The 15,247-nt window shown below is 58.1% G+C and carries 15 protein-coding genes, 1 other RNA gene and 2 pseudogenes; 15 read left to right on the top strand and 3 right to left on the bottom strand.

Going from position 1 to position 15,247, the window contains the following annotated elements:
* The first annotated feature begins 76 nt into the window (after positions 1-76).
* From H0I86_RS04030 to H0I86_RS32015, 10 genes and pseudogenes are all read left to right on the top strand, one after another.
* Positions 77-901 (top strand): (Fe-S)-binding protein, encoded by an 825-nt coding sequence (locus H0I86_RS04030; RefSeq protein ID WP_096373049.1) that lies wholly within the window; start codon positions 77-79, stop codon positions 899-901.
* Positions 898-2,355, top strand: a complete 1,458-nt coding sequence (locus tag H0I86_RS04025) for a LutB/LldF family L-lactate oxidation iron-sulfur protein (protein WP_180924128.1) — start codon at positions 898-900, stop codon at positions 2,353-2,355. Before H0I86_RS04030 ends, H0I86_RS04025 begins: the two co-directional genes overlap by 4 nt.
* A complete protein-coding gene (locus tag H0I86_RS04020; RefSeq protein ID WP_180924127.1) occupies positions 2,352-3,023 on the top strand; it encodes a LutC/YkgG family protein in 672 nt (223 codons plus the stop codon). Before H0I86_RS04025 ends, H0I86_RS04020 begins: the two co-directional genes overlap by 4 nt.
* Entirely contained in the window at positions 3,020-5,830 is a 2,811-nt protein-coding gene (locus tag H0I86_RS04015; protein ID WP_180924126.1) for an FAD-binding and (Fe-S)-binding domain-containing protein, read from the top strand. Before H0I86_RS04020 ends, H0I86_RS04015 begins: the two co-directional genes overlap by 4 nt.
* A 193-nt stretch (positions 5,831-6,023) precedes the next feature.
* The gene (locus H0I86_RS04010) at positions 6,024-6,311 is read left to right on the top strand and encodes a PA2433 domain-containing protein (protein ID WP_180924125.1); all 288 of its coding nucleotides are present in this window, start codon (positions 6,024-6,026) and stop codon (positions 6,309-6,311) included.
* A gap of 79 nt (positions 6,312-6,390) precedes the next feature.
* Positions 6,391-6,782: a transfer-messenger RNA gene (gene ssrA, locus H0I86_RS04005) on the top strand.
* 133 nt (positions 6,783-6,915) lie between these two features.
* Positions 6,916-7,173, top strand: a pseudogene (locus H0I86_RS32020) (hypothetical protein); the annotation flags it as partial.
* A 33-nt stretch (positions 7,174-7,206) separates the two neighbouring features.
* Complete coding sequence (locus H0I86_RS04000; protein WP_180924124.1) at positions 7,207-8,274, top strand: hypothetical protein; 1,068 nt, start codon at positions 7,207-7,209, stop codon at positions 8,272-8,274.
* Positions 8,267-8,779, top strand: a complete 513-nt coding sequence (locus H0I86_RS03995) for a hypothetical protein (protein WP_124372935.1) — start codon at positions 8,267-8,269, stop codon at positions 8,777-8,779. The genes H0I86_RS04000 and H0I86_RS03995 overlap by 8 nt, the downstream gene beginning before the upstream one ends.
* Before the next feature lie 190 nt (positions 8,780-8,969).
* Positions 8,970-9,158, top strand: a pseudogene (locus H0I86_RS32015) (integrase arm-type DNA-binding domain-containing protein); the annotation flags it as partial.
* Between the two features lie 56 nt (positions 9,159-9,214).
* Here the strand turns inward: H0I86_RS32015 and H0I86_RS03990 are convergent.
* Positions 9,215-9,913 carry a hypothetical protein gene (locus tag H0I86_RS03990; RefSeq protein ID WP_180924123.1) on the bottom strand — a complete coding sequence of 233 codons (699 nt, stop codon included), beginning with the start codon at positions 9,911-9,913 and terminating at the stop codon, positions 9,215-9,217.
* 219 nt (positions 9,914-10,132) lie between these two features.
* On the opposite strand from H0I86_RS03990, the gene H0I86_RS03985 reads away from it, so the two are divergent.
* Positions 10,133-10,777, top strand: coding sequence for an SEC-C metal-binding domain-containing protein (locus H0I86_RS03985; RefSeq protein ID WP_180924122.1), 645 nt, complete (start codon positions 10,133-10,135; stop codon positions 10,775-10,777).
* 335 nt (positions 10,778-11,112) lie between these two features.
* Complete coding sequence (locus tag H0I86_RS03980) at positions 11,113-11,289, top strand: DUF3606 domain-containing protein (RefSeq protein WP_180924121.1); 177 nt, start codon at positions 11,113-11,115, stop codon at positions 11,287-11,289.
* A gap of 147 nt (positions 11,290-11,436) precedes the next feature.
* On the opposite strand, the gene H0I86_RS03975 is transcribed toward H0I86_RS03980, so the two are convergent.
* Positions 11,437-11,724 carry a hypothetical protein gene (locus tag H0I86_RS03975; protein ID WP_180924120.1) on the bottom strand — a complete coding sequence of 96 codons (288 nt, stop codon included), beginning with the start codon at positions 11,722-11,724 and terminating at the stop codon, positions 11,437-11,439.
* Between the two features lie 460 nt (positions 11,725-12,184).
* Between H0I86_RS03975 and H0I86_RS03970 the strand changes: the two genes are divergently transcribed.
* Together H0I86_RS03970 and H0I86_RS03965 are read left to right on the top strand one after the other, a co-directional pair.
* Complete coding sequence (locus tag H0I86_RS03970; protein WP_180924119.1) at positions 12,185-12,559, top strand: DUF6124 family protein; 375 nt, start codon at positions 12,185-12,187, stop codon at positions 12,557-12,559.
* Positions 12,560-12,573: 14 nt separating this feature from the next.
* Entirely contained in the window at positions 12,574-12,849 is a 276-nt protein-coding gene (locus H0I86_RS03965; RefSeq protein ID WP_180924118.1) for a hypothetical protein, read from the top strand.
* Positions 12,850-12,928: 79 nt separating this feature from the next.
* On the opposite strand, the gene H0I86_RS03960 is transcribed toward H0I86_RS03965, so the two are convergent.
* Positions 12,929-14,146: an SGNH/GDSL hydrolase family protein gene (locus H0I86_RS03960; RefSeq protein WP_180924117.1), complete on the bottom strand. Its 1,218-nt coding sequence runs from the start codon at positions 14,144-14,146 to the stop codon at positions 12,929-12,931.
* Positions 14,147-14,255: 109 nt separating this feature from the next.
* Between H0I86_RS03960 and H0I86_RS03955 the strand changes: the two genes are divergently transcribed.
* Entirely contained in the window at positions 14,256-15,161 is a 906-nt protein-coding gene (locus tag H0I86_RS03955) for a LysR family transcriptional regulator (RefSeq protein ID WP_180924116.1), read from the top strand.
* The last annotated feature ends 86 nt before the right edge of the window (positions 15,162-15,247 follow it).

The following is a 15,247-nucleotide window of genomic DNA, read 5'->3' as shown; positions in this document are numbered from 1 at the left end:
GGCTGCTGAAAGCTTGGCTCTCTATATTCAGCAGCCGCCGCAGACGGATAACCGGGACCACCCGGAGACACGCCTGATGAGCGAGCTTTTTTACAACGCCGTGCCTAACGCGACCCGTGTCGCACCGCCCTTGGCCGAACCGCGCCAGTACCCCAGCGAGAAACCGTCGCGGGTCTACCTGTTCGGCACCTGTGTGGTCGACCTGTTCTATCCCGAAGCGGGGATGGATGCGATTCACCTGCTCGAGCGCGAAGGCATTCGCGTGGAGTACCCGCAAGGGCAAAGCTGCTGCGGACAACCGGCCTACACCTCGGGTTACACCGAACAGGCGCGCACCGTGGCCCGCTCGCAACTGGCGCTGTTCGCCGGCGACTATCCGGTGGTGGTGCCTTCGGGTTCCTGCGCGGGGATGATTCGCGAGCACTACGCGGACTTGTTCAAGGATGAGCCGCAGACCTTGAAGCAAGTGCAGGCCCTGGCCGAGCGCACCTACGAGCTGGCGGAGTTCCTGTTGCACGTGTGCAAGGTGCGGCTCAAGGACAGTGGCGAGCCGATCAAGGTGGCGCTGCACACCTCCTGCTCGGCACGGCGCGAGATGAACACCCACCTGCACGGTCGTGAGCTGCTGGCACAACTGGGCAACGTGGAGCGGGTAGAACACGACCACGAAAGCGAATGCTGTGGCTTTGGCGGGACTTTCAGCGTCCGAATGCCGGACATCTCCGGCGCGATGGTCGCGGACAAGACCCGTGCGCTGAAGGAATCCGGCGCCCACCAGGTGCTGAGCGCCGACTGCGGCTGCTTGATGAACATCAACGGCTCGCTGGAGAAACAACGGGAAGCGCTGCGCGGCCAACACCTGGCCAGCTTCCTCTGGCAGCGTACCGGAGGTGCCGCATGAGCGCCCCGGAGCTGATTCCGACCCTGACTGTGTCGGACGATTTTCGCACCCGGGCCCACCAGGCCCTGGGTGACCGACAACTGCGAAACAATTTTCGCAGTGCCATGGATTCCCTCATGGCCAAACGTGCGGCCTCGTTCAGCGATGCCTTTGAGCGCGAACACCTGCGGGCCCTGGGCAATGCGATCAAGGCCCGTGCGTTATCCAAGCTGCCCGACCTGCTCGAGCAGCTTGAACAGAACCTGACCCGCAACGGTGTGACAGTGCACTGGGCGGAAACGGTGGACGAGGCCAATGGCATCGTCCTCTCGATCATCCGGGCTCACGAGGCGCGGCAAGTGATCAAGGGCAAATCGATGGTCAGCGAAGAGATGGAGATGAACCATGTCCTCGCTGAACAAGGCATTGAATGCCTTGAGTCGGACATGGGCGAGTTCATCGTCCAGCTCGACTTTGAGAAGCCTTCACACATAATCATGCCGGCGATCCACAAGAACGCCGGTCAGGTCGCGTCCTTGTTCCACGACAAACTTGGCGTGGAGTACACCAAGGACGTTGACCAACTCATTCAGATCGGTCGCAGGGTCCTGCGGCAGAAATTCTTCGAAGCGGACATCGGCGTCTCCGGTGTCAACTTCGCCGTGGCCGAAACCGGCACCCTGCTGCTGGTGGAAAACGAAGGCAACGGCCGCATGTCCACCACCGTGCCGCCCGTGCATATCGCCGTCACTGGCATCGAGAAAGTCGTCGAGAACCTGCGCGACGTGGTGCCGCTGCTGTCGCTGCTGACCCGCTCGGCGCTGGGCCAGCCGATCACCACCTACGTCAACATGATCTCCGGCCCGCGCAAGGAGCATGAGCTCGACGGCCCGCAGCAAGTGCACCTGGTGCTGCTCGACAACGGCCGCAGCCAGGCCTTCGCCGACAGCGAGTTGCGCCAGACCCTGAACTGCATCCGCTGCGGCGCCTGCATGAACCATTGCCCGGTCTACACCCGCATCGGCGGTCACGCCTACGGCGAGGTCTACCCCGGCCCCATCGGCAAGATCATCACCCCGCACATGGTCGGCCTGGCCAAGGTGCCGGACCATCCGAGCGCGTCTTCGCTGTGTGGCGCCTGCGGCGAAGTGTGTCCGGTGAAGATCCCGATCCCGAGCCTGCTGCGCCGCCTGCGCGAAGAGAACGTCAAGGCCCCGGACAGCCCCCACCAGGTGATGCGCGGCCAAGGCAGCAAATACTCGCGCAAGGAGCGTTTCATCTGGAACGCCTGGGCCAGGCTCAACAGCTCGCCGAACCTGTATCGCCTGTTCAGCCTGGCGGCCACCCGCCTGCGCGCGCTGACCCCGAGCAACGTCGGCCCCTGGACGCAAAACCACAGCGCACCGAAACCCGCCGCCCGGTCCTTGCACGACCTGGCCCGCGAGCATCTGGCCAAACAGGGAGAACGTCGATGAGCGCCAAACAGAACATCCTCGGCAAGCTGCGCAACAGCCTGACCGGTACCACGCCGATTGTGGATAACTTCGATGAGGCGCTGGTCACCGAGCCTTATACCTACAGCCCGGAACAGCGCATCCCGCAGTTGCGTAAGCAGATGGAAGCGGTGCACACCGAAATCCACCAGACCACCGGCCAGGATTGGCCAGCGCTGCTCGCCCGCCTGCTGGGCGAGCGCCAGTTGCCGAGCCTGCTGATCGCCCCGACCACGCCCCACGGCCAGCACGTCAGCCAATACTGGGCCGAGCATCCCGGGCTGCCGACGTTAAAGGCCTACGATCGGCCGGTCGAGGAGTGGAAAGCCGAGCTGTTCAACGACACCCCGGCCAGCCTCACCACCACCCTCGGCGCCATCGCCGCCACCGGCAGCCTGATCCTCTGGCCGACCCGCGAAGAGCCGCGGCTGATGAGCCTGGTGCCGCCGGTGCATTTCGCCCTGCTCAAGGCCAGCGAAATCCGCAACAACTTCTATCAGGTCCAGCAGGAATACGCCTGGGCCCAGGGTATGCCGACCAACGCCCTGCTGGTGTCCGGCCCGTCGAAGACCGCCGATATCGAGCAGGTCCTGGCGTACGGCGCCCACGGCCCGAAAGACCTGGTGGTGCTGATCCTGGAGGACCAATGAGTCTACCGGCGGCTTTTCTACGTGATGCACAACGACTGATTCCCCAGGAGCGGCGTTTCGACGATCCGCTCTCCACCCTGGCCTTCGGCACCGACGCGAGTTTTTATCGGCTGATTCCGCAACTGGTGATCCGCGTCGAGTCCGAAGACGAAGTGGTGGCCCTGCTCAAGCTGGCCCAGCGCGACCGGGTGCCGGTGACTTTCCGTGCCGCTGGCACCAGCCTGTCGGGACAGGCCATCAGCGATTCGGTGTTGCTGGTGCTCGGCGATAACTGGAATGGCCGCGAGATCCGCGACCAGGGCCAGCAGATCCGCCTGCAGCCGGGGGTGATCGGCGCCCAGGCCAACGCCTGGCTCGCGCCGTTCGGGCGCAAGATCGGCCCCGACCCGGCCTCGATCAACGCCTGCAAGATCGGCGGCATAGTCGCTAACAATGCCAGCGGCATGTGCTGCGGCACCGCACAAAACACCTACCACACCCTGGCCGGCCTGCGCCTGGTACTGGCCGACGGCACCCGCCTGGACACCGAAGACGCCGCCAGCGTCGCGGCCTTTCGCAGCAGCCACGGCGAGCTGCTGGAACGCCTGGCCAGCCTGGGCCGCGAGACCCGCGCCAACAGCGAACTGGCCGCGAAGATCCGCCACAAGTACCGCCTGAAAAACACCACCGGCCTGTCCCTCAACGCCCTGGTGGATTTCGATGAGCCGCTGGATATCCTCAGCCACCTGCTGGTGGGCTCCGAGGGCACCCTAGGGTTTATCAGCGCGGTGACCTACGACACGGTGGTCGACCACCCAAACAAGGCCTCGGCGCTGATCGTTTTCCCGGATGTGGAAACCTGCTGCAACGCGGTGACCGTGCTGAAAAGCCAGCCGGTGTCCGCCGTGGAACTGCTGGACCGCCGCAGCCTGCGCTCGGTGCAGGACAAACCTGGAATGCCGACCTTCGTCCAACAGCTGTCCGCCAATGCCTGCGCGCTGTTGATCGAATCCCGCGCCGCGTCTTCCACGCTGCTGCAGGAACAACTGGCGCAGATCATGGCGTCCTTGGCTTCTTTCCCGGTGGAGAAGCAGGTCGACTTCACCGAAGACCCGAAGGAAAACGCCAAGCTCTGGGCGATCCGCAAGGACACCTTCCCCGCCGTCGGCGCGGTGCGCAAGACCGGCACCACGGTGATCATCGAAGACGTGACCTTCCCGGTGGAACAGCTGGCCATCGGCGTCAATCGCCTGATCGCGCTGTTCGACAAACACAGCTACGACGAGGCGATCCTGTTCGGCCATGCGCTGGAGGGTAACCTGCATTTCGTCTTCACCCAGGGCTTCAACAGCGCCGAGGAAGTGGCGCGCTACCAGGCCTTCATGGATGACGTGGCGCAGTTGGTGGCGGTGGAGTTCGGCGGCTCGCTCAAGGCCGAGCACGGCACCGGGCGCAATATGGCGCCCTTCGTCGAGCTGGAATGGGGCAGCGATGCCTACCAGCTGATGTGGCAACTCAAGCGCCTGCTCGACCCCAACGGCATCCTCAACCCGGACGTGGTGCTCAGCGAAGACCCGCAGATCCACCTCAAGCACCTCAAGCCGCTGCCGGCGGCCGACGAGATTGTGGATAAGTGCATCGAGTGCGGTTTCTGCGAACCGGTATGCCCGTCCAAAGGGCTGACCCTGAGCCCGCGCCAGCGCATTGTGATCTGGCGCGATATCCAGGCCCGCAAACGCGCCGGCGTCGATACCAGGGAACTGGAAGCGGCCTATCAATACCAGGGCCTCGACACCTGCGCCGCCACCGGCCTGTGCGCCCAGCGCTGCCCGGTGGGCATCAACACCGGCGAATTGGTGAAGAAACTGCGCAGCCAGCACGCCAGCCACACCAAGGCGGCCGATTGGCTTGGCTCGCATTTCGCTGCCACCTTGCAGGGCGCGCGGTTCACCCTGCATGTGGCCAACGGTGCGCGGATGCTGCTGGGGGCGCCACGCCTGGCCAGGGTTTCGGCGGCGCTGAGCAAACTGTCCAAGGGCCAGGTGCCGCAATGGACCAGCGCCATGCCACAGCCGGAACGCGCCATTCGGTTCAGCCCGGCGGTCAGCGACCAGCGGCCACGGGTGGTCTATCTGGCGGCCTGTGTGTCGCGGGTCATGGGCCCGGCGGCCGGGGACAACGAGCAAAGCTCGCTCTACGACAAGACCCGCGGCTTGCTGGAAAAAGCCGGTTACCAGGTGGTGATCCCGGACAATGTCGACAGCCTGTGCTGCGGCCAGCCGTTCGCCTCCAAGGGCTACGCGGAACAGGCCGAGCACAAGCGCCAGGAGCTGATCGGCGCCCTGCTCCACGCCAGCCGCGGTGGCCTCGACCCGATCTACTGCGACACCAGCCCCTGCACCCTGCGCCTGGTGCAGGACCTGGGCGACGTGCGCCTGGACCTGTACGACCCGGTGCGCTTCATCCGCACCCACCTGATGGACAAGCTCGAGTTCACCCCTCAGGAAGCGCCGGTCGCCGTGCACGTCACCTGCAGCACCCAGCACCTGGGCGAAAGCCAGGCGCTGATCGATCTGGCACGGCGTTGCAGCAATAACGTGGTGATCCCGGAAGGCATCCATTGCTGCGGCTTCGCCGGCGACAAGGGCTTCACCACCCCGCAGCTCAACGCCCACGCCCTGCGCAGCCTCAAGGATGCGGTGCAGTACTGCAGCGAAGGCATCTCCACCAGCCGCACCTGTGAAATCGGCCTGAGCCAGCATGGCGGGATCGACTACCACGGGCTGGTGTACCTGGTGGACCGGGTGACCCGGGCCCGGCAAGGCTGAGCTGCACGGCAAAAAAGGGGCGTTTCGCCCCTTTTTTGTACCTGGATGTGCAGTGACGCCGGTCAGAAAAATAGAACCCTGCCCCACCACCGCAGTCCACAGATCAAGCTCCCGAAAACGGGAGCTTCCTGAAATCTCGGCAGTTCGGGCTGATGGCCAGCAGCGCCTGGCCCTTCGGTTCAAGGAGACGCATATGAAACGCTCTGTACTGTCAGGCCTGTTCGTCACCGCTTCGATCCTGGCTTCCCCCAGCTTCGCCGGGAACCAGGAAGACCTGTGCCAGATGAACCTGCAAACCATCCGCGATGCACGGACCAGCATCCAGGCCGCGGACCTGCAAGCCAACATCGACGCCACCGTGCAACAAGCCCAGGCAGCCCAGGCGAAAAACACCGAGGAAGGCACCAAGGAATGCATCGCCCTGACCACCCGCGCGATCCAGACCATCCAGAACAGCACCAAGGGTGAAGGCGGCGGCTAACCGGCCCCGCCTTCGGGATGGCCTTGCGGGCCATTTTGGCGTAGACTGTACAAACCTGCTGGTAATGCACAGCAGGTTCGGGGCCGTTTAGGATTCGACGCCGGTTGCGAAACTTTAGGTGCATGCCGAGTTGGTAACAGAACTCGTAAATCCACTGTTGCAACTTCCTATAGTTGCCAATGACGAAACCTACGGGGAATACGCTCTCGCTGCGTAAGCGGCGCTAGCCTTCCTTCTGGTACCTTCGGGTCCAGCAATCATCAGGGGATGTCTGTAAACCCGAAATGATTGTCATACAGAACAGAATCGCCGTGCAGTACGTTGTGGACGAAGCGGCTAAAACTTACACAACTCGCCCAAAGCACCCTGCCCGTCGGGTCGCTGAGGGTTAACTCAATAGACACGGCTACGCATGTAGTACCGACAGCGGAGTACTGGCGGACGGGGGTTCAAATCCCCCCGGCTCCACCAAATAAGCTAGACAGATCAGGCACTTAGCGATTATCGCAAGTGCCTTTTTTGTGCCTGTTAGGGTTGATTTGGCTGGGCAATGCCAGCTTTATGACAGCCTCTCCAGCCCACGCCTCATCTGAGGCTACCGTCGTCATATGCGTCGATCATGCTATCCGCTGGCGAGCACCCTATGAGGGTTGCAAAGCAGATGGGCCATACCGATTGGACTATGATTGCTCGAGTCTATAGCAGATGGATGCCTCACGCGGAAACCGACTCAGGAGCTAAGGCTGAAGCTATTGTTTTGTGCCAGCAGGTGGTGGCGCTATGCCTGCCAAGTAATAGCATAAAGCCACCAATTAGTGATAATTTGGCGCTCTCCTCACGAAGCAAAACTAAAAGGCCGTGACAGGAGTCAAAAATAATCGCGAAGGACAAGACGATGCTGAAAAGTGGTTACATTAATTTTTTCAACGTAGATAAATGCGGTCTCTATCGAATGTTTAGCGATGAGCCAAAATATCTTCGCCTTGCTGAAACCTTTTCCAAACTTTCTGCCTGGAAGCAAGAAAGAAACTTTGAAGCGACCAATCCGTGGGATGCGAGAAAATATCGTAACAAAACGCCATGCTATTGGCATGAAGTGCATTTCAACAAAGTAAATGGTGATTACTTACTGGTATTATGGAAAGGCGATAGTGACCGTCACGGACCTCTCTATGGAATCACGATCAACCCAGATGGAACAACCGAAAAAGCGATCAAACAAACTGAAAGCAATAGCAACAAACCTATGGTATGGGGCCGCCCTTGCTACTACTGGGTGATTCCAGAGTTAAACATGATCGCCTCAATTAAATTCGACAACTCTAGAACTGACTCTAAAATGTTCCAAGAGTGGGTTACGGGCTGTATTAATCTCCGCGTTGACCTACCTGAAGCCAAAAAAATCACGACAGAGAAAGAATTTGTCAAAATAGAATTCCCGGCGGACAAGGATGACAACTATCGTTATTCCTTCCAGTTCGACCTATCGATGAAGTCGCTGGCGACTTCATCCGTCGAAATGAAAGAATTGGCCAAGAAGGTTACCCACATAATAAAGAGGGAAACCGTCTCAATTAAGGCCGTCGATAAACGGCGCGGGTTCGCAAAATTTTTCCAGCGTTTTGAAGTCCCTTACACTTCCGCGGAGAATAATTCTAGTAGGCAGGTAGAATTACGAATCGAATCCAAACCGACTCCAGCTGAAATCAAAAGTATTATTGAAGCCTATGCAGAGGATCATGAGCCTGGATCGTGGGAAAGGACCGGGTTCGCGGTAGAAGGTACCAATAGCATCGTCTGGGCTAGTAAATATAGACTCACTCAAAATATGTCACTTGACGATGGCGGCAGCGATATTTTTGGGGCTCAAGAGCTGTATAATTACATCCTAGCAAATCGAGATGTTTATCTGGAACCAATCCGCAAGGATGAAAGGCAGCAACAGGAGGCAGCGAATGCTTAAAATATTTGTCATGGCTGCGTTCTCCTTAGCCATCGGCATACTAAGCTATAGCTTCAAGCTAGATATATCCTATACCGACTATAAGGATTACTGCACAATCTTGCTTGCAGTATCTGGAATGGTATTTACAATTATGGGAATCTGGATTGCATTTGTATACCCAAATGCAATAAAGAGACTTCAAGACCCAGATAAAATAAAGATAGCGGACTTTACTAAAACCTTAGAAGACACTCGCAGACTGGAAAGCATTGTTGGTAGCGTTTTAGAATCAGCCACTGTAGCGACAGGTATAACATTAGTTTTTTTCGCAAAACTCATGATCAGCGGCACAGCCTTTTACAAAGGCAGCCATTTAATTTTTGAATCATCAGGAATAGCATTTATTGTTTTTCTTACATTGGTTCAAAGCTCGGCTATTTTTGGCGTGATCTGGTCAAACTACCTATTCATCGCGGACTTGCACTCAAGGAGAGAGACGCAGGAGCGTCACAACGATTTCTGAATGACAGCTTTATACCAAGCTTTTGACCAGAGGCCTGGAAATACAGGAGCTAGACGGGGGTTCAAATCCCCCCGGCCCACCAAACAAACAAAAAGACGTCTTCGGACGTCTTTTTTGTGCCTGAAACCTAGCAAATATAGGACTTTCAGCGTCATCACGATCCGATAGCGTCCAGCACAATCCATGAGACTCGAAGAACAGGGTCAATATGGGCCTCGGGACCTTCCCCCCAAGGTTTCATTGCAGCAAGCACGCAAGAGAACCGTTGAGGCGCGTGGGACTCCTCACCCACGGCATTGATCCCAAAGAGAAACAGGACGCCGTGGAGCGAACCAAGAAAGCGGCGACCGAGCACATCTTCCAGAACGTGGCGACGGCCTAGGCCTGGCTTCAGTGTCAGGAGGCAAAGGGGTGACGGTCGCTTCAAGCCCTGTTTTACTCACCCAGCCTTCGCCAGCTCCTGGCCCACTGGAGCACTTTACCCTCATGATCTTTTTCGGCGGGGCGGAAAATCCTGATATAACGCACCCCATCCAGTTCGACCTCATCCCGACTGCCGGCGAAGGGGAACTTCTCGTCCAGCGCCTGCCAGGCTTTTTCTTCTTCCGTCAGTGGCAGCACTCCAAGCGCTTTCAATCTCCCCTCGATTAGAAGCACTCTATCTTGGCGTCTTTTCAATTCGTCCTGAATGCTTTTCTCGGACAACCGCCCCATGGAAACCTTGAGGTATTCGAGAAGCTCTTCTCTGGCCCATCCCAGGTCGAACTCGGAGAACTCGCTCATATAGTTCTCGCGCTCCAAGATATCCAGCCCTTCCCGTTCCGAGAGCACATCTAGGTTGATCAGCGCGTAGGAATAAGCCCCCGTAGGGTATGTTCCACCCTCATTGGTGGCGATGCAGTGCAGACTGATGGTGTTCAGCCGTCCGGGATAGAAGAAGTCGAAGAGTGCGTCGAACTCTTCCTGGCTGAGTACTTCCATATGACTGGAACACAGCCCAGCGCCCTCGGGAAAATCGACTTCGGTAATGTAGCCTTTCTCGCTTAGCGCCCCCACCAGGGCGGAGAAATCGATATCCCCCGTATGGACTCTGAACTTGAGATAGCCAGAAAAATTGAAATCGTCAGGATACATCCGCCCTCCCTGTCTCTTCGGTTGAGACCCTTACACAAAATGAGTGATCTTAGGCCAGCGCTACCAATGCGGTAACGATGGCCTTTTTATCGACAATATCATTTCAATTTCAAGGGACTCGTTCAATCAGCAGATGATGCGGCAGGCACAAAGGTGAGAGCTTGCGGGGTATATCGACGGGGGATAGCATCTCACTCTCATCAAAAGAGATGCTGATCAATGAGAAATAATGGCAGACTAACTACACCCAAAAAACCTGACAGCCCATCGCTTGATTTTGTTCGCTCGCTTAACCCAGAAGCCGAACTAATTTACGTCCCGGTAGAGCCCACCTCTGACAGTGCACCCAATGAATGCTATTCAAATGTGGAGCGTTTGGTAAAAGAAGAAGGCGGCCGCAAGATCATGGGCTGGCAGGTTTGGGAATGGCCTGGATACTTTGCGGAGGCTGAATATCATGCGGTGTGGGAGTCTCCGACCAATGGACTAATCGACGTAACACCAAAAACCGAAAAACAAATATTGTTCATTGCAGACTCTAAAATCAATTTCACAGGCGAAAGGATAAACAACATTCGCTCAGCCTTGATCGATGCTGAAGTGGTTCATGATTTCATAGCATTGGGAAATGCCAAGCATGCAATCTTTGGTCACATCCCAAACGGTACACGACTAGAAACTTGGAAGGTAGTAATCGGAGAGCGCCTTGATCAGGCCACAGCGTTGCTACCAAACTTGTTCAAGAAGGGGGCGAAGAATAATCAACCTTGCCCCTGCAGCTCAGGCCTGAAATACCAGGACTGTCATCGTATGGAAATTAAAAAAACCATCGAGATGGCGCACAAAGCTATCGCTGGCAAATGACAGTTTTATGCCAGCCTTCTTGCAGAAAGCCGAGTAACTACTTGATTAGCCGCGGACTCAAATCCCCCCGCCTCCATCAAACAAGCTAGACAAGAAAGGCACTTGGCGATTCTCGCAAGCGCCTTTCTTGTGCCTGAATGAACAGCTCTGGCTCGTCATGCCAGCCCAACTGCGTCACTCCCCTGACATACGCCTGACACGCCACCAACGCGATTACTTCTTGGTCGCCGGCGTCTACGACGCCGATCATCGGTTTTGTTCAGTTCTACCTCGCAGCAATGAACCGCACTGCTAGCCTCCTTGTTCAGCACCACCCCACACAAGGAGGAACAAAAATGCCAGATGATCTCACCAAACGTCGGCCCCAGGACTCATCAAAAATCAATGTAAATGAACCCTATGAGTTGAATTACTGGTCCAATCACTTCGGTGTATCAAAAGAGAAAATCAAGGATGCAGTCAGGGCAGTTGGTGTCATGGCTGACAAAGTAAAAGCGCATTTAGGTAAATGATTACCCGAGCGGAGGGTCGACAGGCCTTCCGCTTTTTCATCGACAAACAGTCGTAGTGGAAAACAACTCGCGCTCACAGCCGATCCAAACCTGCGCTCTACCAGCCATCTATCCAAGACCTGCACCTTTTACTGATCCAGCAGACTGTTATTTCTTTCTGCACATCTCAACGTCATCCTGGGCTTTCAAATCAGTTTCAATACCGAGCCTGTATCTGCAGTAGTCGATGATCCACTTCCGTTCCTCCTCCGTAAGGCGTTCGACTTGTCTGATCTCTCCATCATTGGCGTGGATGTTGTAAAACCTCACCTGAAAGTTCGGATGCTTCTTGATGAACAGAATCGTCTCGATGTCACCCTCTTCCAGAGCTTCGTAGTAGCCGATATAGAGCACGGCCAATAACACCAGTGCTCCTGCGATCAATAGTTTTTTCATTCTTTCGGCGTCAGTGGAGGTGGCAGTTTAGTTTTGGCTCTGATACTTCTGACCAATTCCATCCCGATATTCCCGGGACAGATTTTTCCTTTCGAAGCCTGGGGTTCTTTGCGACTTTGAAAAGAACAATTGTCCAGAATTTTTCGTACACACAAAGCAGACATTCCTTACCGCCTTTAAGCCCTTAATGAACTGACGCAATTAAAAATGCTGAGATAACCTTCAATAGTCGCGAATACCAGCGATCGGCTTTGACAGGCCAAAAAAGTGTAACCTTCCGCACCGCCCCAAAAGACGGCATGCTTTCGCACGCGCAGTTCTCTATGGCGGCTGTGCGTGGGGCATCCTCGGATGCGCCGGGTTCCTACACTTCCGGTCTGTCAACCCGCGTACAGCTGCCACCCAATCCTGTTTGACAGCAGGGAGTGGCCGCTTCTATCGACAGTGTAGGAGCTTGACCATGAAGAAGATCACGCCCAATCCACCCAGCCCCAGCGCCTCCGATTTTTTCGCGAGCCTCGTGTTTTCAGAACCGTCAAAACTGGACGCCATCAGCCAGCCAATACTCGATGTTGAGTCAGCAGCGCAGGACGGAGACTCGCATTCACTCTTTGTCCTGACACCCAACATCGATACTGAAACGCTGCTGGTGCATACCCGCGAGAACCTTGCCTCACTCAATGCGATGACCGACGACCTGATCGCCGAACTGGTAGGCCAGCAGCGCAGCAAGGCTCTGGCAATTCAGCAGGTCGTCATGCTGAGCGAGTTGTTGGTAAACAGGGCTCTCGAACAGGTTGCCCCGTCTCATTCAACACCTGCTCATGCAGCCTGAATGGAGAAGACGCCATGGCTCGCTACCTACCCATCACCGGCCTGGACTGTACGATCCCAGCCTTGCTTATCGACACGGAAGCGCCTCTGGACGTGTTGCATGAAAACGCGGCCTATCGCATCCGTTGCGCCACCCAACTGCTGGAGCAACTGGCGACAGACAACACTCTGCAAAGCAATGCCGTCACCGTGAGCGAACTGGCGCAGTTGTTAGTGATCCCCCTGCGCGATGGTTGTGACCTGCTGGATATCATCGGGCGACGTTTACAAGCCGAGGCTCTCTCGACGTAAGCAATTAGGGCGGCTTCCGAGCCGCCCTATTTCATCAAGACAGCACCCAGTGTCTCCCCAGCCCAAATACCTATCGCCCTCAAAAAAGCACCTTCAACTCCACCCCCTCCGCCATCGCCTTATTCCCCGCATCCCCCGGATGCAGGTGATCTCCTGAATCGATCTGCTGCAACAACCGAGTTGGATACCGCGGATCGCGGGTCATCTGGTCGAAGTCGATCACCGCATCGAATGCCTGGCTGCTACGTATCCACTGGTTGAGCGCCTGGCGCAGTTGTTCCTTCGGGGCGCTGTGGTAGTGCTCGATGATGCTGCCTTCCAGGGCGCCTTCGAAGGGCAGCAGGGTGGTGCCGATGATGCGGAGGTTGTGGCGATGGGCCTGGTCGATCAGTTGTCGATAGCCGGCGATCAGCTTGTCCAGCGATGGCAAGGGTGCGTTCGGCGCGAAGGCGGTGCCGGGCCAGCTGATGTCGTTGATCCCCAGCATCAGCACCACGCTTTTCACTCCGGGTTTGCCCAGCACGTCGCGCTCGAAACGTGCCAGCGCACTGACGCCCATGCCATCTTCGAGCAGGCGCGCGCCGGATATGCCGCCGTTGAGCACGGCGACGTTCTTGGCGGCCAGGCGCTGGGCGAGGAAGTCGGGCCAGCGTCGGTTGCTGTCCAGGGTCGAGCCGTTGCCGTCGGTGATGGAGTCGCCGAGTACCACCAGGGCACGACTGTCGAGCGGGGCGTCCACCAGGATGTCGCTAAGGAACAGCCGCGCCTCCACCTGTTCCTTGCCTTCCAGCCGCTGCGCGTTGACCTGGTTGCCCGGGCTGATAAACGCGGTTTGCTTGCCGTCCCAATGGAAGGTCGCCAAGGGCGTGCGCTGCGGCAGATACAGCGAGACCACTAGATCGCCAAGGGCCGGCACCACCAGTGCTGCCGGGTCACTGGTCCGGGTTTCACCCGGCGCGATGCTGACCTGTTCTTCGCCGCCGAACTTCAGGACCTGCCTGGCGCCCTCCGAGGCAGCGACCCGCGCCGCGCCAATCAGCAGCGGCTGCTTGCCGTATTCGTTGGACACCACCACCCGTACCTGGCTACCACCAACACTGACACGCAGCTTCTGATGAATAGTGCTGTCGGCCAGGGCTTCGGGAATCCGCGTAGGCAGCGGCAACTCGTTGCCCCAGGTCGGTTGCGGGCTGGCCATCCAGGTGGCGAGCCAGTTGTCCTGGGCCAGGGCAGGACCTGCGGCAAGCAGGGCGGTGACGATCAACGGCAGGGAAAATCGCGCGGGCAGGGCTTTCATCCGGGTAGCTCCTTGAGGCAGTAAGGCTGAGGCGAGCCAGATTGCTCCATTCGAAAAAACCGTGATAGAAGGCATAACTTCATACAACCCATTCCGATATCGAATACCCATGGACAGCCTCAAAGCGATGCACTGCTTCGTCCGCGCCGTCGAGCTGGGCAGCCTGTCATCGGCCGCCCGCGAGCTGGGCAGCACGCAACCCACCGTCAGCAAGCTGGTGGCCGCCCTGGAAAAGCAGTTGGGCACCCGCCTGCTCACCCGCGGCACCAGCGGGCTGACGCCCACCGAACAGGGCAAGCGCTTCTATGAACGGGCCAAAGCCGTGCTGGAGGAATACAGCGAGGCGGTGGCCGAGGTACGCGGCCTGACCGAGCGCCCCGAGGGCGTGCTGCGGGTCAACGTGCCGGTGAGCCTGGGGGTGTTGCACCTGAATGCGCTGCTGCTGGCGTTCATGGCGCAATACCCGGACATCGAGGTGGAACTGATCCTCAACGACCGCTTCGTCGACCTCACCGAGGAGAACGTCGACCTGGCCCTGCGCCTGGGCGGTGACCTGCCGCCAAACGCCATCGCCCGACGCATCGCCACATCGCCGCGCTACCTGGTGGCCGCGCCGGAGTACCTGCGCCAGCATGCGCCCTTGAACAGTCCGGCCGACCTGAGCGAACACAACTTCCTGCGCTTCGCCTGGTTGAGTTCGGGCGACCGCCTGGAGCTGAGCAGCCCGAGCGGCGAGAAGGTCAGCGTCACCACGCAAGGGCGCTACCGGACCAACAGCTCATTGGCCATCCGCAACGGCGTGCTGCAAGGCGCGGGGCTGTGCATCACCCCGGCCTGGCTGGTCAGCGACCTGCTGGAAAGCGGGCAATTGGTGCGGGTCCTGCCCGACTGGAGCGGGCCACCGAACGAGGCGTTCCTGATCTACCCCGAGCGCCGCTACCGGCCCCTGCGCGTGCGCTTGCTCATGGAGTACCTGGCCGAACGGATACCGCAGCTACCCGGCTTCATTGCCTGACCCGATAAACATCGATACCCGCCCCGGACATGATCAATGGCCATTACGATCCCCTTTTGGCCAACCCCGTGCTGTGAATCCCAGGG

Source organism: Pseudomonas chlororaphis subsp. aurantiaca (assembly GCF_013466605.1).
Lineage (GTDB): Bacteria > Pseudomonadota > Gammaproteobacteria > Pseudomonadales > Pseudomonadaceae > Aquipseudomonas > Aquipseudomonas chlororaphis_I.
This window is presented reverse-complemented; position numbering and strand designations above follow the sequence as displayed.

Bases quoted from the DNA above. Each gene is read 5' to 3' on its own strand.
- H0I86_RS03955 (WP_180924116.1), top strand. From the start codon at position 14,256: ATGGACAGCCTCAAAGCGATGCACTGCTTCGTCCGCGCCGTCGAGCTG.
- H0I86_RS04010 (WP_180924125.1), top strand. From the start codon at position 6,024: ATGAAACGCTCTGTACTGTCAGGCCTGTTCGTCACCGCTTCGATCCTG.
- H0I86_RS03990 (WP_180924123.1), bottom strand. From the start codon at position 9,913: ATGTATCCTGACGATTTCAATTTTTCTGGCTATCTCAAGTTCAGAGTC.
- H0I86_RS04030 (WP_096373049.1), top strand. From the start codon at position 77: ATGAGCGAGCTTTTTTACAACGCCGTGCCTAACGCGACCCGTGTCGCA.
- H0I86_RS04025 (WP_180924128.1), top strand. From the start codon at position 898: ATGAGCGCCCCGGAGCTGATTCCGACCCTGACTGTGTCGGACGATTTT.
- H0I86_RS03985 (WP_180924122.1), top strand. From the start codon at position 10,133: ATGAGAAATAATGGCAGACTAACTACACCCAAAAAACCTGACAGCCCA.
- H0I86_RS03970 (WP_180924119.1), top strand. From the start codon at position 12,185: ATGAAGAAGATCACGCCCAATCCACCCAGCCCCAGCGCCTCCGATTTT.
- H0I86_RS03965 (WP_180924118.1), top strand. From the start codon at position 12,574: ATGGCTCGCTACCTACCCATCACCGGCCTGGACTGTACGATCCCAGCC.
- H0I86_RS04015 (WP_180924126.1), top strand. From the start codon at position 3,020: ATGAGTCTACCGGCGGCTTTTCTACGTGATGCACAACGACTGATTCCC.
- H0I86_RS03995 (WP_124372935.1), top strand. From the start codon at position 8,267: ATGCTTAAAATATTTGTCATGGCTGCGTTCTCCTTAGCCATCGGCATA.
- H0I86_RS03980 (WP_180924121.1), top strand. From the start codon at position 11,113: ATGCCAGATGATCTCACCAAACGTCGGCCCCAGGACTCATCAAAAATC.
- H0I86_RS03960 (WP_180924117.1), bottom strand. From the start codon at position 14,146: ATGAAAGCCCTGCCCGCGCGATTTTCCCTGCCGTTGATCGTCACCGCC.
- H0I86_RS03975 (WP_180924120.1), bottom strand. From the start codon at position 11,724: ATGAAAAAACTATTGATCGCAGGAGCACTGGTGTTATTGGCCGTGCTC.
- H0I86_RS04000 (WP_180924124.1), top strand. From the start codon at position 7,207: ATGCTGAAAAGTGGTTACATTAATTTTTTCAACGTAGATAAATGCGGT.
- H0I86_RS04020 (WP_180924127.1), top strand. From the start codon at position 2,352: ATGAGCGCCAAACAGAACATCCTCGGCAAGCTGCGCAACAGCCTGACC.